At 36.6% G+C, this 21299-nt stretch carries 23 protein-coding genes; 12 read left to right on the forward strand and 11 right to left on the reverse strand.

All coding sequences use genetic code 11. From position 1 onward, the window contains the following. The first annotated feature begins 47 nt into the window (after nucleotides 1–47). The 4 genes from J2S74_RS07690 to yhaM all read left to right on the forward strand — a co-directional run bounded on the left by J2S74_RS07690 (nucleotide 48) and on the right by yhaM (nucleotide 3838). Nucleotides 48–602: a GbsR/MarR family transcriptional regulator gene (locus J2S74_RS07690; RefSeq protein ID WP_307323833.1), complete on the forward strand. Its 555-nt coding sequence runs from the start codon at nucleotides 48–50 to the stop codon at nucleotides 600–602. A 143-nt stretch (nucleotides 603–745) separates the two neighbouring features. Then, on the forward strand, nucleotides 746–1417 hold the full coding sequence (locus J2S74_RS07695) for a response regulator transcription factor (RefSeq protein WP_307323836.1): 672 nt from the start codon (nucleotides 746–748) through the stop codon (nucleotides 1415–1417). Next, nucleotides 1414–2775, forward strand: coding sequence for a sensor histidine kinase (locus tag J2S74_RS07700; RefSeq protein ID WP_307323839.1), 1362 nt, complete (start codon nucleotides 1414–1416; stop codon nucleotides 2773–2775). Before J2S74_RS07695 ends, J2S74_RS07700 begins: the two co-directional genes overlap by 4 nt. Before the next feature lie 103 nt (nucleotides 2776–2878). Next, nucleotides 2879–3838, forward strand: coding sequence for a 3'-5' exoribonuclease YhaM (gene yhaM / locus J2S74_RS07705; RefSeq protein WP_307323841.1), 960 nt, complete (start codon nucleotides 2879–2881; stop codon nucleotides 3836–3838). Nucleotides 3839–3942: 104 nt separating this feature from the next. Here the strand turns inward: yhaM and J2S74_RS07710 are convergent, their stop codons facing one another. Continuing rightward, entirely contained in the window at nucleotides 3943–4242 is a 300-nt protein-coding gene (locus tag J2S74_RS07710) for a hypothetical protein (protein ID WP_307323844.1), read from the reverse strand. 135 nt (nucleotides 4243–4377) lie between these two features. Between J2S74_RS07710 and J2S74_RS07715 the strand changes: the two genes are divergently transcribed. Continuing rightward, nucleotides 4378–4713: a sporulation YhaL family protein gene (locus tag J2S74_RS07715; protein WP_307323847.1), complete on the forward strand. Its 336-nt coding sequence runs from the start codon at nucleotides 4378–4380 to the stop codon at nucleotides 4711–4713. A 126-nt stretch (nucleotides 4714–4839) separates the two neighbouring features. Here J2S74_RS07715 and J2S74_RS07720 read toward each other — a convergent pair whose 3' ends face one another. After that, nucleotides 4840–5712 (reverse strand): peptidylprolyl isomerase, encoded by an 873-nt coding sequence (locus J2S74_RS07720; protein ID WP_307323853.1) that lies wholly within the window; start codon nucleotides 5710–5712, stop codon nucleotides 4840–4842. Nucleotides 5713–5859: 147 nt separating this feature from the next. Then, nucleotides 5860–6039 carry a hypothetical protein gene (locus J2S74_RS07725; protein ID WP_307323855.1) on the reverse strand — a complete coding sequence of 60 codons (180 nt, stop codon included), beginning with the start codon at nucleotides 6037–6039 and terminating at the stop codon, nucleotides 5860–5862. A gap of 108 nt (nucleotides 6040–6147) precedes the next feature. On the opposite strand from J2S74_RS07725, the gene J2S74_RS07730 reads away from it, so the two are divergent. Beyond that, a complete protein-coding gene (locus J2S74_RS07730; RefSeq protein ID WP_307323859.1) occupies nucleotides 6148–6723 on the forward strand; it encodes a YpmS family protein in 576 nt (191 codons plus the stop codon). Nucleotides 6724–6733: 10 nt separating this feature from the next. Here the strand turns inward: J2S74_RS07730 and J2S74_RS07735 are convergent, their stop codons facing one another. From J2S74_RS07735 to J2S74_RS07755, 5 genes are all read right to left on the reverse strand, one after another. Further along, nucleotides 6734–7270, reverse strand: a complete 537-nt coding sequence (locus J2S74_RS07735; protein ID WP_307323862.1) for a DUF3267 domain-containing protein — start codon at nucleotides 7268–7270, stop codon at nucleotides 6734–6736. 391 nt (nucleotides 7271–7661) lie between these two features. After that, on the reverse strand, nucleotides 7662–8243 hold the full coding sequence (locus J2S74_RS07740) for an HTH-type transcriptional regulator Hpr (RefSeq protein ID WP_307323865.1): 582 nt from the start codon (nucleotides 8241–8243) through the stop codon (nucleotides 7662–7664). Nucleotides 8244–8431: 188 nt separating this feature from the next. After that, complete coding sequence (locus J2S74_RS07745; protein WP_307323867.1) at nucleotides 8432–8797, reverse strand: YtxH domain-containing protein; 366 nt, start codon at nucleotides 8795–8797, stop codon at nucleotides 8432–8434. Nucleotides 8798–8905: 108 nt separating this feature from the next. Beyond that, nucleotides 8906–9988 carry a 3-phosphoserine/phosphohydroxythreonine transaminase gene (serC, locus tag J2S74_RS07750; RefSeq protein ID WP_307323870.1) on the reverse strand — a complete coding sequence of 361 codons (1083 nt, stop codon included), beginning with the start codon at nucleotides 9986–9988 and terminating at the stop codon, nucleotides 8906–8908. A gap of 204 nt (nucleotides 9989–10192) precedes the next feature. Next, a complete protein-coding gene (locus tag J2S74_RS07755) occupies nucleotides 10193–10624 on the reverse strand; it encodes an HIT family protein (protein WP_307323873.1) in 432 nt (143 codons plus the stop codon). A gap of 129 nt (nucleotides 10625–10753) precedes the next feature. Between J2S74_RS07755 and J2S74_RS07760 the strand changes: the two genes are divergently transcribed. The 4 genes from J2S74_RS07760 to J2S74_RS07775 all read left to right on the forward strand — a co-directional run bounded on the left by J2S74_RS07760 (nucleotide 10754) and on the right by J2S74_RS07775 (nucleotide 14711). Then, nucleotides 10754–11899, forward strand: coding sequence for an MFS transporter (locus tag J2S74_RS07760; protein ID WP_307324375.1), 1146 nt, complete (start codon nucleotides 10754–10756; stop codon nucleotides 11897–11899). Between the two features lie 94 nt (nucleotides 11900–11993). Continuing rightward, nucleotides 11994–12740 carry an ABC transporter ATP-binding protein gene (locus J2S74_RS07765; protein WP_307323876.1) on the forward strand — a complete coding sequence of 249 codons (747 nt, stop codon included), beginning with the start codon at nucleotides 11994–11996 and terminating at the stop codon, nucleotides 12738–12740. After that, nucleotides 12733–13950, forward strand: a complete 1218-nt coding sequence (locus tag J2S74_RS07770; RefSeq protein ID WP_307323879.1) for an ABC transporter permease — start codon at nucleotides 12733–12735, stop codon at nucleotides 13948–13950. The genes J2S74_RS07765 and J2S74_RS07770 overlap by 8 nt, the downstream gene beginning before the upstream one ends. Nucleotides 13951–13973: 23 nt before the next feature. After that, complete coding sequence (locus J2S74_RS07775) at nucleotides 13974–14711, forward strand: EcsC family protein (protein ID WP_307323882.1); 738 nt, start codon at nucleotides 13974–13976, stop codon at nucleotides 14709–14711. 125 nt (nucleotides 14712–14836) lie between these two features. Here J2S74_RS07775 and J2S74_RS07780 read toward each other — a convergent pair whose 3' ends face one another. Together J2S74_RS07780 and J2S74_RS07785 are read right to left on the reverse strand one after the other, a co-directional pair. After that, on the reverse strand, nucleotides 14837–16015 hold the full coding sequence (locus J2S74_RS07780; protein WP_307323885.1) for a M20 family metallopeptidase: 1179 nt from the start codon (nucleotides 16013–16015) through the stop codon (nucleotides 14837–14839). A 148-nt stretch (nucleotides 16016–16163) separates the two neighbouring features. Continuing rightward, nucleotides 16164–16331: a hypothetical protein gene (locus J2S74_RS07785; RefSeq protein ID WP_307323887.1), complete on the reverse strand. Its 168-nt coding sequence runs from the start codon at nucleotides 16329–16331 to the stop codon at nucleotides 16164–16166. 358 nt (nucleotides 16332–16689) lie between these two features. Between J2S74_RS07785 and ytrI the strand changes: the two genes are divergently transcribed. Next, nucleotides 16690–17196, forward strand: a complete 507-nt coding sequence (gene ytrI / locus J2S74_RS07790) for a sporulation membrane protein YtrI (RefSeq protein WP_307323890.1) — start codon at nucleotides 16690–16692, stop codon at nucleotides 17194–17196. Nucleotides 17197–17280: 84 nt separating this feature from the next. On the opposite strand, the gene J2S74_RS07795 is transcribed toward ytrI, so the two are convergent. After that, nucleotides 17281–18027, reverse strand: a complete 747-nt coding sequence (locus J2S74_RS07795) for a cytochrome c biogenesis CcdA family protein (RefSeq protein WP_307323893.1) — start codon at nucleotides 18025–18027, stop codon at nucleotides 17281–17283. A gap of 776 nt (nucleotides 18028–18803) precedes the next feature. Here J2S74_RS07795 and J2S74_RS07800 point away from each other — a divergent pair. After that, nucleotides 18804–20972, forward strand: coding sequence for a transglycosylase domain-containing protein (locus tag J2S74_RS07800; RefSeq protein ID WP_307323896.1), 2169 nt, complete (start codon nucleotides 18804–18806; stop codon nucleotides 20970–20972). Nucleotides 20973–21299: the final 327 nt, after the last annotated feature.

A 21299-nucleotide genomic window follows, 5' to 3' on the forward strand; every position in this document is an offset into this window, starting at 1 on the left:
CTTTTGGTAAAATGTATGGAGGTAAAGAAGGCTTGGAGGTTTTTTCATTGCAAAATGATCAAAACTGGATGAATTATGAGAAAATTAAAGATCATTTCATTCATAGTATTGCGAAAAACATGACGCTATATGGAATTACACCATCAATAGGAAGGTTATATGGGGCTTTATATTTTTCCGATGAACCGATGACGTTGGACGATATGTGCAAAGAACTTGCCATGAGTAAAACAAGTATGAGTACTGGGGTTCGAACATTATCGGACATGAAAATGGTAGAACCTGTTTTTCGAAGGGGAGTAAGAAAAGATTTATATGAAACAGAAAAGGATTGGTATAAATCTTTTACAGCTTTGTTTTCCCGTCAATGGAAAGCAGCAACCGAAACCAATATAGAAGAAGCGGAAGAGGCAATGGTCGAGCTTAAGAGGATTTACGAAAACACTGCAGACGAACAATTAAAGATGAGAATTGATAATGATAGGGCACGTCTCGAGTATGCTCATCAATATTATCGATGGCTGCTTCGATTTGTAGATGCTGTGGAATCAGGTGCAATATATGATTTAGTTCCGAAAGAAGAGTCAAAGGACCAAAAATAAGGAGGGTGTCACAGTGACACCCTCTTTCACATTTTTTCATGGTATTGTTCTTGAACTGACATATAACATTCATTCCTTTTAAGTAACTTTTATATTAAAATAGGCTCAATAGGAAAAATGTATAGTAAAAAGGATGATAGAAGATGAATCAATTTCAAATTAATTTAGTGGAAGATGAACAAAACTTGGGTGAGGTAATTAAAGCCTATATGGAAAAAGAGGGGTGGAAAGTAACTCATTTTACAGATGGTAAAGAAGCATATGATGCCATTGAGTCTACACCACACCTTTGGATACTTGACATAATGCTTCCAGGGATGGATGGTTATCAGCTGTTAAAAGCCATTAAAACAAAAGAGGATACACCTGTCATCTTTATCTCAGCAAGGGATAAGGATTTAGATCGGGTATTAGGACTAGAGCTAGGGAGTGATGATTATCTAGCAAAACCGTTTTTACCTGAAGAACTGGTTATTCGTGCAAAGAAGCTGTTAAAGCGTGTGTATCCACAGGATGAACAAGAAGTAGAAAAAATTGAGCTTAATGGCTATATAATCGATCCCCATGGAAGAACTATTTTAGATGGGAGCGAGAATATAGAACTGACTACGAAAGAATTAGATTTAATTATCTTGCTCACGACAAACGTTGGGAAAGCATTATCTAGGGAAGAGATTATTGAACATGTTTGGGGTAACGATTATTACGGCTCGGAGCGTGCGGTGGATGATGTAGTTAGACGGGTTCGTAAAAAGCTTCCCCGTATTCACGTGGAAACTCTCTATGGATATGGTTATAGGGTCCTATCTTCATGATAAAGTTAAATTTAACACAAAGAATTTGGTTTTCTTTTATAGCTATCATTCTAATGGTTGGGCTCCTGATAGGTATTATCTATCCTATTTCATTAAAAAGTACTTTGACAGAAGAGACCTATCGTATCATCGAGCAGGAACAGGAGAGGTATGTAAATCCAACTAGCGAAAACCTCCTTCCTCCTCAGTCAGAGATTGACTTTATTGAAAGAAGAGATGCAGAGCGATCCGTTGGTCATCTCTTTTTAATGAACCAATTTGGAAGACTAGAAGGAGATCCTGTACCGAATGAAGTGTTAAGGGAAATGGGTGAAAAGGCTCACAATCAGATGACACGGCGGGGCAGATATGAACTTAATTTTAACGAAGCAACTTTATTTTACGTCGTTTATAAGGTATACACTACAGGTGGAGAAGCCTATCACATTTCATGGATGTGGGATACATATAGAGACCAAATGGTTAATCGTCTCTGGGGGCGTCTTTCCTATATTATGGTCCTTGCTGGCTTCCTTAGTCTCATTCCGGCTTTTTGGCTAAAGCATTATTTAAAACAGCCATTAATAAGCCTAGGTAACCATTTCGAACAAATTTCCAAAAGAAATTGGAAAGAACCTTTCCATTGGGAAGGAGATAATGACTTTGAAAAACTTTCTGACCAATTCGAACGTATGAGACAGAATTTAATGCGCTACGATAGAGCGCAGAAGACGTTTATCCAACATGCTTCCCATGAACTGAAAACACCAATTATGGTAGTTAAAAGTTATGCTCAAGCTGTAAAAGATGGAATTTTACCGAAAGAAAACATTGAAAACACAATGGATGTTATCATTCAAGAATCAAATCGAATGGAAAAAAGGGTAAAGGATATGCTTTACTATACAAAGCTCGATTCATTAAAGGAATCACCTATGGAAAAAGAAACCTTTCCATTCGGTTCGGTAGCCTATGGAATAGAAGAACGATTTCGATTGCACCGTGATGATGTATCTATTGTTGTTAAAGGTGATAATGTGCCAATACATGGAGATAAGGAATTACTAGGAGTCTTACTTGAAAATTTAGTTGAAAATGCTCTCAGGTATACAGAGGGTCTCATAGAGATCAGTGCTGAGGAGGAAGAGGATAATATTTCCGTTAGCGTAATTAATAATGGGGAGAATATCCCAGAAAATGAAATGGAACACATTTTTACCCCGTTTCGAAAGGGGAATAAGGGTCAGTTTGGTTTGGGACTAGCTATTGTAAAGAGAATTTGTGAGCTTCATGGAGGTTTTCCTTTGGTTTTTAATGAAGCAGAAGGAGTACGTTTCACGATGGTAATTCCGAAAATAGGGGCTGAAGGAAACTTCTAGACTTTTTTATTGCTGTGACATCCCCTTTTATACCATAGGAAAGTAGCTGGTTGTTCGTGGTATACTAGAATAAGAGACTACTGTTGAGGGAGGGGAAATTTTTATGAAGAAGGGAATTCATCATCATCAAATTGGTGATAGTATCGAATTGTATTTACTAATAAAAAATGTGAAAAAAGGTACTGCTAGCAATGGTAAACCATTTTTGACACTACAAATGTCTGATAAAACAGGTGAAATAGATGCTAAGCTATGGAGTGTTTCTCCTGAAGATGAAGCTACCTTTGTCAGTTCTGTGATTGTCCATGTTCAAGGAGAAATACAAGATTTTAGGGGGATGAGACAGTTAAAAATTAAAGCCATTCGTCCAACAAGTGGTATGGATCAAGTGAGGCATGGGGATTTTCTTCCCTCTGCCCCCTTATCTCCTGAAGAAATGCTAGAGAGGGTTACCCAATATATATTTGAAATGAGTAACCCAAAGCTTCAAAGAATTACTAGACATTTGTTTAAAAAACATCAAGATAAGTTTTTACAATCACCAGCTGCAACAAAAAACCATCACGAGTATGTTGCTGGGTTAGCTTACCATGTTGTTTCTATGCTTGATTTAGCGAAAGCAATGGTAAATTTATATCCTTCCTTAGACCAGGATCTATTGTATGCTGGAGTAATATTACATGATCTAGGAAAAGTGCGTGAACTTTCGGGTCCTCTTGTATCAGAATATACAACGGAAGGTAAGCTGTTAGGCCATATTACCTTAATGGTTAATGAAATTGAAGAAGCTGCGAAAGAACTGGAAATTGAAGGGGAAGAAGTGTTAGTCCTGCAGCATTTAGTCCTTAGTCATCATGGTAAAGGGGAGTGGGGAAGTCCGAAAGCCCCCCTTATTAAAGAAGCAGAAATACTGCATATGATTGATAACATTGACGCAAAAATGAACATGATGGACAGAGCATTAGAAAGGGTAATGCCAGGGGAATTTAGTGAAAGAATCTTCCCAATGGATAACAGGTCCTTTTATAAACCAACCTTTCACGCCCCACCAATAGAATATTAGAATAAAAGCGAATCCTTAAGTAACAATCTTTAATATACAGCCCAAATAAAAAGACAAGGGAGGAATTTGAACTTTCCTCCCTTGTCTTTTTTAGTCTCCTATATTTAAGAAACGTTAGATTTACTATCCTCTATCTGTAAAATTTCAACCTCTATGTCTTTAATAACCTCTTCTTTGAAAAGAGAAAAACAGTTTGACTGAAGCCATTGTTCCCAATTCATTTGCGAACATTTCATCCATATTAATGACCAGTGTGCAAGTAAAAATGAGTCCACTCTATCTAAGACCAGTGGAAAGTATACAAGAGGAGATATAGCTTTATCGTCTATTTCTTTCATGGTTAATTGTACTAATCTTTCTTGAAATTCACCATAGGACATGTCAGACAATCGTTTACTATTCATCTGTATATCACCTCGCTGAATATTGAAAGTTAGAAAACTATTCCCAATAATAAATATTTTAAAACTTTCTATCATATTGCCTAATAGAATACGTATAGATAGATAGTAGAGTTAGTTGATAGAAAGGAGATTTCCATGAAACCAATAATCATTATTTTTTCCATGTTAGGTGTGTTATTTCTTATTTTTGTAGTAAGGCTGTTATCCTTAACATCGGCAGGGCCAGGGATCGTGTCTGCCCCATGGTGGGTATATATTACGTATTTAGGTATTTTATTTAGTGGGATTATGTTTGTTTATTCTTGGATAGAAGATAAACGAATTGAGCAAAAAGTCATTGAAGAAGAAGGTAATAAAATCTTATCCATGTATCAAAGGGACAGAAAGAAAATAAAAGCTAGTCATAATGACCCTTCACAGATAATGAAAGATGAAGGGTTAGACGAAGAATGGAAAAGGTATTCATTATAATAAAACAGTATTTCATATGACATTATTATGTTATGTAGGTAGGGATAAAATTGTTACGTAAATACAAAAAAAAGAGGGGTGTGAAGGTTCCGTGAACCTTTATTTAACTCCTCTTTTTACAGGGTATTAGTTTGTGAATTTAGGAAGTTTAAATTGTTCATCTAATACATTTACTTCTACGTTCTCGAATAATTCTTCTTGCATTTGACTCATATGATAAAGCTTACGATTATTTAAAGTATCACGCAGCTTTTCCATTACCTCTTCAAAGCTGTCTTCGAATTCTTTACGGTCTGTTACTTCAATGATATGGTAGCCAAAGTTGGTAGGTACAGGCTCACTGATAGATCCTACTTCTGTATAAAAGGCTGCCTCTTCAAAGGGCGGGGTCATAATTCCCCGTTGAAAGAAACCTAGGTTACCTCCGTCATCTTTAGAACCTGGGTCCTGGGAGTATTCCTTAGCAAGCTCTCCAAAGTCTTCTCCACCACGGGCTCTTTCAAGAAGCTCTTCTGCAGTTTCTATATCATTTACAAGAATATGTCTTGCTTCTACTTCCAATCCAAGTTCATATTCTTCACGAAGTTCATCTTCCGTAAATTCTCCAACATGGCCAACGAGATTTTGAAGGACAAGGTGGCTTAAAAAACGCTCCCGGAGATCTGCTTCACTTTGAATTCCTTGCATTTGTAAAAATTGCTGAAATTGCTGATCATCCTCGATCTCAAGACTTTCCTTTAATGTATCAATCTCACTTTGTATTTCCTCTTCACCAATACCTAACTCTTCACCCTTACTCAAGAGAACTTTTTTCTGTACTAATTCATTTAATACCGTTTCTCCATACAAGTCCTTTAGTTGTTGAACAAACTCTTCCTCTGTTATATTACCAACACTTGTTTCAACTACAATGTCACCAGATTGTGCATTGTTCGTCTCTCCACATGCTGTAACTATAATAAGTAGGGGAATAGATAGTAACGTTAAAATCCTTTTCAACTTTTACTCACTCCTAATTTGTATGTAGACAAGCTTATTTTTACTATAGCACACTACGCTGCGATTGCACATACTGAACCAAAGGAAGGACGAGAAAAAAACAAGCAAAGAATATCATTCTCTGCTTGTTATCATTAGTATTTACAGTTAAGTTAGGAATATACGAAAATAGGAAGACGTAAGGAGTATTGTAATCAATACATTTATAGTTCTAAAAACCTTGGATTGTCTTTCCTCGGGTATTTCCTTTTGTAAACATAGTGAGTTCGTCATAGAATTAATCATGAACAGATAAAAGATTGCGAAGATAAAAAAAGGAATATACATTAAGAAACCTCCACTTATAGGTAGACTCTTTATAACTTTAACAAAATATGACCAAAATGAACAGGGGTCTTTGTAAGAAAAATAAATAATAGGGACGTGAGATAGCATATGAAAGTATGGAACATATGGAAAATTGCTTTTATTACTTTATTTAGTATTTTATTATTACTTATTTCTGCTGGGTATATTTTCTTATACAACCTCTCTAATACGGGGGAATTGTTTGAATCCCCACCAGAAAGGGTGAATCTAACAGGACCAAAATTTAATGTGACTACTACAAAGGGGGATCTAAACCTTTGGCTCGAAAGGGAAATGCAAAAAGAACAAACTGGAAACGATGTACCATTCCAATTATATCTTGATAGTTATGTTCATTTTAAAACGGTGTTACCTATATTTGGATTAACGATCCCTTTAGAAATGACCTTGGAACCGTACGTATCGGAGGGAGGAAACTTAGAGCTATATGAGAGATCCTTTCAAATTAGTGATTTTTCATTACCATCTCAGCGGATATTTCAATTAATTCAAACAACAGTAGAATTACCACCTTGGATATATATATACCCTGATGAGCAAAAATTTTATTTAGACCTAGGTGGAATATCCGAGGATATTCAAATTTACATTAAATCCTTTAACTTAGAAGAAGATGATTTACAATTTATTATAACATTTTAAAAGGTGTCAGCTATGGTCTGACACCTTTGTAGAGAATATTATATCCATTTTCATATTCTTCAATAACACAGCTTTTAGGAGCATGTATTAACTGTTTTAAATATAGGAGATCATAAACGCTTAATCCCATATTTATGGCTGCTACAATTGCCATTACATGCATCCATTGGGGCATCATAACAGAAATAATAATTGTAACAAGAGTAATTACTACTAAAGGAAAGGCAATGGATACAATAAGTAACTGTTTAGAAATGGCTTGTTTTGTAGAAAAGTTACAATAGGGCCACTGTTCACGGATACTGATTGTTGCCTTTTTTCCAAAAGCCCAGATGGGAAGGCAATGGAGGAGAATATGAACAGGTATGATTGATAAAATGAAAAATAATAACGGCAAACCAAAATCAACAAAAGGTACATTTGATATAAATGTACGAAAAAAAACAAAATGAATGATGAAATAACTAAGCATCATTATTAATGACATAAATAGAAGACGTTCTCTACCAAATTCTTTTTCGATTGAAATGGATTTCCAGCAGTTCATCTAGTTGCCCTCCTTCAATATACTTTAGTAATTTACGCCTTTATGAAGAATAAATCAAGCTATTTTCATAAAAAAAATTGGAAATTTTCGCTTGACTTTTTAGGATAACTAAATCTAGAAGCTAGACCTTCATACAATAGTAATTTTGCACCATGGAGAATGAAAATTTTAATCTGCATTGGAATGAGCGAAGGTCCACGACACTCCTGCGGAAGAACGAGCAAGCCAAGACCACACAGGGCAAAGGCCGTGGGGGCTTGACAGGTCGTCCGCGGAAAGGGAGTGGACCGTAGCGAATAACACCTGATTCGTATTTTCAGGATAGAGCAATAAAAAAAGGTATTAAAAGCATGCATTGCTTTTAATACCTTTTTTGGAATTTGTTAAGAATTTAGGAAGATTGTACTTCCTTCGTTTCCTGAGCTTTTGATATTAATCTACCATCAGCTTCATCAAATTCAGATTCTATTTTTGATAAACTTTTTTCAAAAATAGACATAAAATCTGGTCCGTAAATATGCTTCACAATGCTCATCACTTCTGAAAATTCAGGGAATTTACCATACAATTCTTTAATTGGAAGTGTAGCGCTGTACACTCCATAACTTTGTGGATTATAGCTTTCCAATGTCTCGATGAAGAGTTCTTCCCCTTCCTTTGTAAGAAATACATAAGTATTTCTTTTATCTGTTTGACGTTTAGAAAAGGTTAATAACCCACGTTCTTCTAATTTTTTAGAAAAGTTAAATGCTGTTGATACGTGCATGACTCCAAATTTAGCAATATCAGAAATGGAAGCTCCTTCAAGGTGATAAGCGATCCATAAAATATGGTGCTCATTAATGTTAAGATCATAAGGCTTAATCCAGGTCTGCCAATCTTTTTCTATGGATTTCCATAAAGCCTTGCTTAGCTGTGCAATTTTATGGCTAAACATAATGGATTGCTTTATGGATTGTGTTGGATGTTCCATAACGTCCGTCCCCTCCGTTCTAAAATCCTCGGTTGAAAATTGTTTTCTAAATTTTCATTATTTTACTAGGAAAATGATAATAACATCATAACATAATATTATATTTTATCTCAATACCCTTTCAGTATTTTCTGAAAATTATTCTTGTTAATCCGATTGTTAAATGAACCAATCGGATACGTAATACATTACTTGTCCCAGTTTTGAATGCGATTTTTTAAGTCTATCACAATCTGTTGTAAATAAAGAAGGTACCCCTTCATCTCATATAGGTGTGGTTGTATCTCTTCACTAAACTGTTTTATGCGTGAAACAAGGTCAGGAAGTTTGTCATTAATAAAGCTTAAAGCCTTTTCCTTCAGTTCTTCTCCTATATAAACAAGTTCTTGGAGATCTCTTTTTAGGCCTTGAAAATTATCAATCATCACATCCTTGCATAAAGAAATTTCTTCACGAAATCGCTGACTAGAATTTGGACTTGATAATAGCACCGCTGTTCCAGCAATAGTTCCTCCTATAAGAACACCACATAAATAAGTTGATGATTTAGCCATAAATTTCCCCCCTCTTAAATGTGAAAATACCCTTATAAGAAATATTAATATATAGTTTTATTATTGTCCAAGAAGAATTTTCGAATATTTTTAAGAGGCAGAATATAACTATTTATGTTCTTTTAAGAAACTTTCCATAAAATCAACTAATGTCTCCACGTGCTCCTTTGGTACCGCATTATATATGGATGCTCTAAGTCCTCCCACTGATCGGTGTCCTTTTAATCCTATGAATCCCTTTTCTTCTGCAATTTTTACAAATTTTTGTTCCAATTCCTTAGAAGGAAGATTAAACGTCACATTCATTGTAGAACGGCTGTCTTTTAAAGCGTGTCCTTTGTAAAAACCATCACTATTATCGATGGCACTATATAGTAAAGACGCCTTTTCAGCAGCAAACTTTTCCATCGCTGCTACTCCCCCTTGTTCCTCTATCCAATTCATCACAAGCCCTAATAAATAGATGGAACCGGTAGGCGGGGTATGGTAAAGGGAGTCCGTTTTAACATGTGTTTCATAGGAAAGGATTTTTGGAATATCTTTATTTGCTTGCTCCATAAATGATTTACGTAAAATAACAATGGTAACTCCGGACGGTCCAGCGTTTTTTTGAGCTCCTGCATATAGTAAATCAATATTTCCCCAGTCTAAAGTTTTACTAAAAATATCGCTCGAAGCATCTACACATATTGGAGCAAACTTATTATTCGGATAAGAAATCCATTGTGTTCCAAAGATCGTATTATTTGAAGTTAAATGAATGTAGCTCGTATCCTGAGAGCATTGATCCAATGGTACAAATGGAATGGCACGGTAGTTATCTGCTTTAGTAGATGCTAGTTCATAAGTCTCTCCTATTCTCGATGCTTCTTGAAAGGCTTTTTCTGACCAGGATCCAGAAAGGATATAAGCAGCTTTTTTCTCATTGGTTAAAAAATTCATTGGAAGCATTGCAAATTGCAAACTTGCTCCACCTTGCAAAAATAATATTTCAAACTCATCTGGTACCTTTAGTAAGGAGCGTACTTTGTTTAAAGCCCCGTAATGGATTTCTTCATATATAGGACCACGGTGACTCATTTCCAGAACAGATAATTCTGAATTTTGATAATCGAACATAGACTTTTTTGCCTCTTCGATTACCGGATACGGCAAGGCACTGGGGCCCGCATTAAAATTATAAATTGGCATGTTTCTCCCCCGTTTCTTTCTAATTTTCATCATACAAGGAAAATTCTTTTTATAGTTAAGTTTAAGTCTTTAAAGGAGTAAAGTAAATGGGGTTTTGAAAAAAACTTAAAGAAAGTAGCGAGGATGCTCTAATAACTAGTAATGAACAAGGGTAACTAAAAAGGTAAAAATCATACCTTTTTAGTCACCCTACACACGTAACTATTAATAAACCTTTGATGAGATTTCCCGTGCTATTTCTTGAAGGTCCTCTCCCGAATATTCACTGCTGTGGTCATGCCATACAGCCCCAAACCCGTCTCCTTTTCCATACCTTGGTAAAAGGTGTACATGGTAATGGAAAACGGATTGACCTGCGTCTTTACCGTTATTATTCAACATATTTAAACCTTTTGGTTCATAAGCAGCTTTTAATGCCCTGGATATTTTTGGGACAGCCGAAAAGACCGCATGGACACTTTCCTCTGAAAGTTCATAAATGTTTTCCTCATGTTTCTTTGGGATGACAAGTGTATGTCCTTTTGTCACTTGGCTTAAGTCTAAAAATGCGAGAACTTTATCGTCTTCGTAAACTTTAGCAGAAGGGATATCTCCATTAGCGATTTTACAAAAAATACAGTCATTTACTTTCGTCATTGCAAGATCACCTCATATTCTATTTTTTCCTATGTTACCACATTTATCCGCCAAAGAAAAAAGGCATGTCTACTCCTAAGCTTGTGCACATAAAAATAGAGATGTAAGGAGTTGGTTATGTTGAGTAACATGAAAGATAAAACAATTTTATTCGTAATTTTATTTTTAATATTTATCAGTATGCACATGCAATTTCCTGTATTTACCCCTCTGGCGGTTTCATTAGGGGCAGGAAGCTTTCTTATTGGAGTTATGCTTAGTACTACATCATTTGTTAATTTAACAGGAAACATTGTAGCTGGGTCTTATATCGATCGTTTTGGGGCAAAATGGTTTATTGTTATTCCTTTGTTCCTGTTATCCATTTCCCTTTTTTCTCATACTTTCATAGAAAAGTCTTCCCATTTATTTTTTCTAAGGGTGGTAAATGGGTTTATATTAGCTTTTTTAACACCAGCTTGCATGACCATGCTTGCTTCATTTGCTAAAAGTAGTCAAAAACAAAGCAAAAATATGGCCATGAACACGTTAATTGTTACACTTGCTATGACGGTGGCACCACTCATTGGCGGTTTTTTAGGAGAGAGGTTTGGTGCGGATGGAGCTTATTACGCCATAAGTTTTACTACTGCGGTTGCTTTTATTTTATCTTTATTTTTCCTAAACCAACCTTCAAAAGTCCGTCCCGTAAAAAAGGAAACAGGAATATTAGCTATGTTCCTATATCCACCATTGCTTCCTGTTTTTTTAACTGGATTTGCTATTATGTTTGCACAGGGGACCTTAATGTACGAATTACCTTTCCTATCTGTTGAACAAGGAGTTACAAAAGGGACTGTTGGATTAATGGCAGCTTTTATGGGAATAGGCACTTTAATTGTTTTGTCACTAGTGTTTCTTCATAAATTACCAGCAAAATTTCGTGCTGTTGTAGGACTTTTCATGATGGCAGGTGCGTTAGTATGGATTATGTTTTCAGGGAGTATTCCTACGAAAGGCAGCTTAATTTTGTTTGGAGCGGCATCAGGTGTGATTATGCCTGCCATGATGACTCTTGTTACGGAAGCTATTGAAGAAGGGAATAGGGGGAAAGCTTTTGCTTTTCTCTCAGCTGTATTTTCCGTAGGAACCATTTCTTCCCCTTTTATAGCAGCAGCAGTACGTACTTACATATCACCTTATTTTGTGGCATGGGTCGTTATGATGTTCGTTATTATGTTCATTGGCTTAGTATTAATGAATTCACAGAAACATAGAAAAACCATCCAATCGTAACTTTCCAATACGTTTGTATTTCGTTATAGTAAAAGATGGAAGATTATAAGTATAAAAGAAAGAATAGATATATTGTCTAAAGGAGATATCGATGATGGACAAGTTACTAACTATTAATAATTTAACCGGCGGCTACCAACGAAGCAGGCCAGTTTTGCACGATGTTTCATTTTCAGTTAACACTCATGAAATAGTTGGATTGATCGGGTTGAACGGAGCTGGAAAAAGTACGACAATTAAGCATATTTTAGGTTTGATGGAGCCACATAGTGGCGAGGTAAGGCTGGAAGGAAAAACATGGGTAGAAGCTAAAGATCAATATCGGCAGGAGCTTGCCTATATTCCAGAGATGCCTTTATTATATGAGGAAATGACCTTGTGGGAGCATTTAGAGCTTACAGCTATGGCTTATGGGCTTGACGAAGAAACATTTGAAATGAGGGCAAAAGGTTTGTTGAAGGAGTTTCGAATGGAAAAAATGGTGAAATGGTTTCCGAGTCATTTCTCAAAAGGGATGAGGCAAAAGGTGATGATTATGTGTGCATTTCTCATTCAACCTTCCCTTTATGTTGCAGACGAACCATTCGTAGGATTAGACCCTATTGGAATTAAATCCTTCTTGGACCGTATGGTGGAGTTAAAAAGGGAGGGGTGCGGTATTTTAATGTCGACCCATATATTAGCTACTGCGGAGAAGTATTGTGATCGCTTTGTCCTATTACATGAGGGAAAAATATTATTACAAGGTACTTTAAAGGACCTGCAAGAGCAAGCAAATATGCCTCGAGCAGATTTAGACGAAATTTATGTGGAAATGACAAAGGAAGATGATCATGATTAGTGAAAAGCAGCTTTGGTCAAGACGTAGAATTGATTATTGGACAATGGCCACTAAATATTTAAAGCTAATTGGGAATAGTGGCTTTCTATTTACTATATATCTTTTATTTGTTTTTGGAAGTTATTATTACGGACAGTTTCTACAATGGCTTCCTGAAACCTTCCCTGCTGTATTATTCTTTACCTTGGTCTTTATGTGGCTCATGACAAGGGGCAGGGTTCGTACGTTTGTAAAGCAAGGAGATCTTTTTTTCTTAACACCAAGGGAGGAAAAGATGTCTAGCTATTTTCGTTCTGCCCTTCATTACAGTTGGCTAATGGAAACCTTTTATTTCGCATTAGTTTTTTTGCTGTTAGCCCCGTTATTTTTTGATCGGATACATCCATCCGGAAGTTTATTGTTATCTATTCTGCTGCTTTTAAGCGGGTTAAAATTGTGGAACCTAGCTTCAGGGTTTCAAGAACAGCGTGTACAAGAAAAGGGTAAATACCACGTTCATACTTTCATTCGGTTAGGAATTAATGGTGTGACTGTTTATGCATTATTTTCCCTTCAGCCAATGTGGTTTGTTGTGCTTCTTGCAGGGATATTGGCAGTATTTTACTATGGTTACTTCTATCAGCTGTCCAAGACACATAGTGTAAAATGGGAACGGTTAGTGGAAATTGAAGATCAAACGGTTATGACCTTTTACCGAATCGCTAACTCTTTTACAGATGTTCCCCAATTGAAATCAAAGGTGCGTTTCAGAAGATGGCTATCACCATTGTTTAAGCTGGTATCTTTTAAAAAGCAGCATGTGTATCATTATCTATTCAGTCGTGCATTTGTACGTTCCAATGATTATTTTGGGATTTATGCTCGACTAACACTACTAGGATTACTCTTTATCAGTGTTGTCCAGCTTGACTGGGGACGCTGGTTAGTTATTGGTTTATTTGCCTATATGACAGCACAGCAAATTGAAACGTTAAAGCATCATTACGCTACGAATAAAATGGTGGAATTATACCCTTTGTCTGCACAGTCAAAGTTTCAGAGTCATCAATTTTGGCTTTTAGTCTTAGGGGCTATTCAAGCTGTTATTTTTGGTACCGGAGCTCTAATCTTTTATAATTTAATGGATATGGTTATCGCTTTGTTTATTGTGTCACTTGTATACTTCTATCATGGGTTTATCAGGCTGGCCAAAGTATATCGCCCAGCTTAATGAACATTAAGGGGGCAGGGTTTATGGGTTATGATGAAAAAATAGAACGGGAGCTTGAACGGTGGGAAAGAATAGTTCTCCGTCCCCCTTCCATGACAAGTAAACTAACGAAAGGATGGCAAAACAAGATTAATAATAAAATACCTGATCGAATTCACCGAACCGTTTCCGAAAGTATTAAACAAATGGTACGTGCAACGATAGCTGGAAGTGACTATTTATCTGACCAACCATTATTAACAGGATGCACGATTGAGGAACAAGAGGAAGTTCTACATAAACGGATCGAAATGTATAAACGGACAGCTGCCGTAGAGGGAGCGGGTACTGGTGCAGGGGGAATTGTTTTAGGGCTAGCAGATTTACCTTTACTATTAAGTATCAAAATGAAATTTTTGTTTGATGCTGCTAAAATTTATGGCTTTGATGTGTCAGATTATCGGGAAAGGTTATTTTTATTATCGATATTCCAACTTGCTTTTTCAAAAGAAACAAAGAAAATTGAAGCCTTTTACAAAGTAATTAATTGGGAAAGTAAGAGAGGTGAATTACCAGCTACAAAGGAAAGCTACTTAGAGGCGATAGATTGGAAGACGTTTCAACTAGAATATAGAGACTTTATCGATTTACCAAAAACGCTGCAATTAATTCCAGGATTCGGGGCTATCGTTGGAGCAGTAGCTAATTATCATTACTTAGATATTTTAGCCAACCACACCAAAAACAGCTACCGCCATAGAATAATAAAGCAGAAGGGGTGACTAAACAGGATGTATTTCCCTGTTTAGTCACCCCTTTGGTGCAATGAGCGAAAGCACCGCAATCTTTTAAAGCCTGCTTTGAGTGGTTTTCTCAAAGCAGGCCCGCGGTGTCTGAAGCCATTGCCCTAACTCCTCTCCCCTACATACTCCAAAGTCAATCTTCCTAGCATCTTTGCTGCTAACAGCATTGCTTTCTCATCAAAATCAAATTTTGGGTGATGATGGGGATACGGGTCAGTGATATCTGCACGCTTTGCCCCTGTAAAGAAGAAAGCCCCTTTAACATGATTTAAATAATAGGCAAAGTCCTCTCCACCCATTTGGGGTTTAGCAAATTCTACTTCTGTAATCCCTGGTGTGTCTAGGGCAACTTTCTTAATCAATTCCCCTTCTTGTTGATGGTTAATTAATGCAGGATAACCTTTATAATACGAAAAATCTGCTTTAGCACCATAGCTGGAGGCAACCCCTTTTATAATTTCCTCCATATCTTCAATAATATTATTTTGTACCTCTTCACTAAAAGTTCGAACAGTACCAATCATTTTTGCAGAATCAGCAATAACGTTAAAGGCATTTTTGGCTTCGAAGTGACCGATACTTAAAACTGCCGATTCCTGTGGATCCACCCTGCGGCTGACAACATGCTGTAACGATTGAACAATTTGAGAACCAATTAGAATGGAGTCCTTCGTATAATGGGGTTGAGCACCATGCCCACCTTTACCGTGTACAGTTATTTCAAAGCGATCTGCGGCAGCCATTAATGGACCAGTATTATATTGTATCTTTCCTGTTGCCTCAGTAGCCCACAAATGAGTACCGAAAATAACATCCACCCCTTCAAGACAGCCATCTTCTATCATTGCAATGGCACCACCAGGGGCATATTCTTCTGCATGCTGATGAATGAATACGATAGTTCCTGCCAGCTCGTCTTTTATAGTGTTAAGAGCTTTGGCTAAAACTAATAATTCTGCAGTGTGGCCATCATGACCACAGGCATGCATGACACCAGGAACGGTTGACCTATATGGAATATCTTTTTCATCCTGAATTGGCAAGGCATCAAAATCGGCCCTAAGAGCAACTTTTGGACCAGGCTTAGCCCCTTTTAAGGTAGCCACAACTCCCCTTTCACCAACTCCTTCACGAACTTCGTGTCCTAATTCTCGGTGATAGTTTGCTATATATTTTGGTGTCTCCACCTCTTGGAAAGATAATTCTGGATGCTGGTGTAAATAACGACGGATTTCAACCATTTCACTATATGACTGCTCAAGCAGCACATCTAACTGAAGCATAAATAAATCTCATCTCCTTTAATTGGCCATATACTACCTATTCTATTTTAATTGTCTTTTATCCTGCTGCCTATTAATCAAGGAGAGGTTTCTTGTATATAGATGCTTTGAAATTGTACGATTTTATCTCAATTTTTGAGATTTAGACCTAAAGTCTCCCTTTAGTGGTTAGATCTTTAATTAGTTGCTCTATGTTTGTAAAAGGTAATAGGAAGTCATAAACGATCAAGTTATTGAGAAATAATACACTAGCAAAGGATATAAGGCTAACCATGGAAACTGTCAGTGCTGTATTTATAAACGCAGTACCATACATTCAAACATCCCCTTTCCATTATAAACTCGCTTTTATGTATACGTCTTATAGCCTATTAAAGTGGATAATAGTTACAATTTACTTAATTGATAAAATAAGATACGGGAAATAGGTAATTTAAAATAGTTAATTAGATTTATTTTACCGTAATTTTCCTTACTGGAATAAATTGATAGTAGTATATAAGTAATATCTATGCATACGACCTACCTTTCTATTTATTAAACTAGTACTTTTGTATAATGGGATTTCTTTCATAACTCCTGACTCTTGTCCATATGATGGTAAAAAGTAGCGAAGATAAGGGAGTTTAGTTTATGATTTATATTTTAGATAACTGTTATATGAGGGGAAGGAAATGAGAATACCACCACTGTATAATGACAAGAGTTGGCAACGATTATTTGCAGGGTTTATTTTAGGCTTAATATTTGGTTGGATTTTCTTCCTTTTTCACTTTGGCCATGTTTACGAAAAAATAATCATGGATAATAGGGAGTTAAATTCAACCATTGAAAGACAGGAAAGAAGGATTGAGTCATTAGAAAAGGAAAATAGTGAAAAAAATAGAGACTTGCAAGAGAGTATAACCATTCAGGAAATTGAAATTACCTTTACAAATGAAGCAGATGTTAATATTAGTGAACTAACATTACACGAATTAAAAAATAGATTAGAAGATGAATTAGAGTCCGTTAGGGGAAGAAATGTAGAAACCATTGTGGAGTCCTATGACATTCTTATTAGAACAATGGAGAATGCACAAATAAGCATAAGTGGAAATGATTACAGTGTAGAAGTGGAAGAGTTATTTATACTGTCAGCAACTGTTAGGATGGGCCTGAGAATAAAATCTGCAGAGTAATTCCATCAATGGTGAGAGAAGAAAGGAAAGGGTGAGCTGAAAACAATCAGTTCACCCTATTTTCTATGCTTATTGAATTTGAAACTAGATATTAAAAGGAATAAATTGGGATAGGTAGGCGGCCATTCTTGAGAAAATTCCAGTAAAGAGCATGACTCCTAAAATAATCATAATGACACCACTTGATTTTTGAATAATTGGCAAGAATTTATTTAAGTTTCTTACTTTATCAAGTGATTTAGAATAAAGAATCGCTACTAATAGGAAAGGAATACCTAAACCTAAAGAATAGAAAAGTAATAGGGTCATGGCCCCAAATGTATCCGTACTTTGTGCAGCAAGAGTTAGAATCGATCCTAACACAAGGCCGATACAAGGAGACCACCCTGCTGCGAAAACGAGGCCGAACAAAACGGACCGGCCAAAGCTAGTTGTTTTATTAGGCTTCATTAATCTCTTCTCACTTAATAAGAAAGTAAGATTAAACACTCCCATCAATTGAAGACCAAACAACACGATAATAATACCACCTAGCTTTTCTAATAGATCTCGATTATGAAAGAAAATACTTCCAATAAAGGACGAGGAGGCCCCTAAAATTAAAAATATAGACGTAAATCCAATGATAAATCCAATGCTTCTAGATATAATTAATTTTTTATCAGCCGTTACTTTATTATCGGTGATATTACTTCCTGTAAGTTGGGCAATATAGGCTGGAACTAACGGGAACACACATGGGGACAAGAAAGATACAATCCCAGCAAACAAAGCGATCCATATTGAAATAAAGGTAAATTCATTAATATAAAAAATACTCATAAGTTCCATAACACGTACCTCCAATGTGTCTCAAACAAAATGTTGAACATTCTTTCAAAAAAACGCTTGGCTTTTCTCTGATTTGATTATAACTGATTTCTTTTTCTTAAAATACACTCTTTGAATTTCGTCATATAGATGTCACACATTTTAAACTTACTTAAGATAAATATGTAAAAAAAGGACAACTATGACCCGACTGAAATAGTATCTTATTGTTTTTTTAACACCCATGTCTTTACAGACATCACGATAGATGAAAACTATTTTTGGGTGCTCTATATTTGGAAGTTGATTTACGCTTCAGGCACTTCAATTACGCCTAAGAGCAGCCCACGTCCTGCGTCTGCGATTACTCGACGCAAACTACTCGAGGAAGCGTCTCAGGTCCCGCTTGTGGGCAACGGCGTAATGTCGCCATCCTGGCTCCGCGGGTAACGCGTCAGCCGTTGCTTTTCCCGCAGGAAAGAGCTTTTCTTCGTCGAATAATCATCGATTTGTCTCGACGCAGAATGCTACAGAACAATGCTGGCAGAGGAAGAGACAGTTCTCGTGCCTTACGCTTCAATCAACTTCGTTTGAAAATAAGCAATGTATTAAAACATAATTTTCTTATAAAGAGTAAAATTATTGTAGTCATCTCTGCTTTTTGCAAAATATGAAACATTTTTCTACTTTTTTCGTAAATAATATACATGAACACTTTTACCATCATAAACCATCCACTTCCTATTCGCCAAATAATTTCATTTCAAGTAAGATAATTGTATAGGGGGGTGACACCTATGTCGAAAAAACGAATATTATTTGGAAGTGCCTTCATAGCAGCTATTTTTGTTTTTGGCTTTATTGTTTATTTAGGAATTATATTGTTTGGAAATTATGCTATTGATAATAAAGAGCTTGTTATGAATGCTGCATCAACCGTTGAAACGGGCGATGGGGATTTAATAACAAGACTATATTTCGAGAATCGCGATATTGTTAGTCTTGATGAAATTCCCGAACATGTACAACACGCCTTCTTGGCAGTGGAAGATCATCGATTTTTTTCCCACCAAGGAATAGACTTTCGGGCTATTGGACGAGCACTGTATAGGGATATTTTAGCTGGCTCAAAGGTGGAGGGAGGAAGTACCATTACCCAACAGCTAGCAAAAAATGTTTTCTTGACCCATGATAAAACATGGCTTAGAAAAACAAAGGAAGTGCTCATTGCTATTAACTTAGAGTATAGGTATTCCAAGGAAGACATCCTTGAAATGTACTTAAATAGGATTTATTTTGGCCATGGGGCACATGGTATACAAGCTGCCAGTCAATTATATTTTGATAAGCCTGTAAGTGAATTGTCAACGGAAGAGGGTGCTTTAATAGCAGCATTGCCGAAGGCACCAAATTACTATTCACCAATGAGAAACCCAGAGGAAAGTAAGGAAAGAAGAAATCTAGTGCTGGGGTTAATGGAGAGAAGGGGCTATTTATCTGCAGAAGAAGCAGTAAGATTACAAGGAAGAACGATCCCCACTACTTTTGCTCAAGTAACGGAAAACCCTGCATATCTTTCTTATGTAGATTTAGTCTTAGATGAAGGGGAGAGGGTTTATAATATTTCTAAGGATGAAATATTAAAGGGAGGCTATCGAATTGTTGTGGAAATGGATCCTCATCTTCAAGAAAAAACCTACGATGCCTTTCAGGATAGTAATAATTTTCCCGCTCCTTTGGGGGAGAATCATGTAGAAGGGAGTATTGTACTCCTTGACCATCAAACTGGAGGAGTAGTTGCTGTTCAAGGTGGACGTTATTACGTACAGCAGGGTTTTAATCGAGCTATAGCTAAACGTCAACCTGGCTCTATTTTAAAACCAATGGCAGTCTTTGCCCCTGCATTAGAATCGGGTAACTATCATCCATACTCTCTATTAACGGATGAGCTCATAGACTATAATGGTTATTCTCCTCGAAACTATAACCATCAATATAGTGGTGAAATTACGATGTATGATGCCTTAAAGGACTCTGCTAATGCCCCAGCGGTATGGCTTCTTAATGAACTGGGAATTGATCTAGTTGTAGACAGTCTAAAGGCACAAAATATCGAAATAAATGAACCTGGATTAGCTTTGGCCCTTGGGGGTTTACATGATGGAGTTTCTCCTTTGCAGATGGCAGCAGCATATGGCACATTTGCAAACGGTGGTATTTACCGTGAGCCATATTTTATTAAAGAAATATATGATCGAAATGGTAATCTTGTTGCAGAAAGAAAGGGAATAGAAGAACAGGTGCTGTCCCCTCAAACCGCCTGGTATATGACTCGAATGCTAGAAGCGGTTGTAAAAGAAGGTACAGGTGCATCTGGAATATATGATGGTCCCCTAGCGGGAAAAACCGGTACAACCTCCTTCGAAGGTATAACTGGAGCAAACAGAGATATTTGGTTTGCTGGGTATACACCGGAACTATCAGGAGCTATTTGGATGGGGTATGATCGAACAGATGAAGATAACTATTTAACGGCCAGCAGCAGTTTACCGACAAAATTATTTAAGGACATTTTGACAGTAGGGAAAACAGAAATGGATCAGAATATTGCTTTTGAGGTTCCCGATGGTGTAACGGATCTAGAAGAGCCAATTCGATTTGTAGGAATAAAAGATTTAACTGCAGATGTTTCCCTTGGATTAAGGGGGGCCACCGTCCATTTACAATGGTCAGGTAGTGCTGATGATCGACTTCACTATGTTATATATGAAAAGAAAGAAGATGGTATTCAAAAGGTAGGAGAAGTAGTTGGAGAACATGAATACAGAATCACAGGGAAAAATATATTTTCTCAGAATGCTTATGTAGTTGTTCCATATAGTCCACAAATTGAAAGGGAAGGCCTTCCTTCTAATGTTGTAGAAGCGAGATTCCGTTTGTTTTCTCAAGATGATAATGCATCCTAAATATTTCTAATGGAAGTTTAGGTGATCCTATCATGTCGTGGGGTCACCATTTTTCATCTATTTTATGACATTTTCACTACAGAGGTGTACAAAATTACATAGTATTAGTATAGTAAAAACGATTTAGTTAAAATTATATATTTATTTTTATAGGCTCTTTTCGGATAGATTGTTTTTATTTGATAACTCGAAGGAGTAAAAGGTGGCGACTCCAGCGACGAGCAAACGGAGTGGCGCAGGAGCATAGCTTTCTAGAGTTGGCTACGAGTTGTCTCGACACAAGTATCTACAGAGCAAAGCTGGTAGAGGAAGAGACAGGGACATTGT

Origin of the sequence: Evansella vedderi (assembly GCF_030813435.1) — a bacterium.
GTDB classification, from domain to species: Bacteria; Bacillota; Bacilli; order Bacillales; family Salisediminibacteriaceae; genus Evansella; species Evansella vedderi.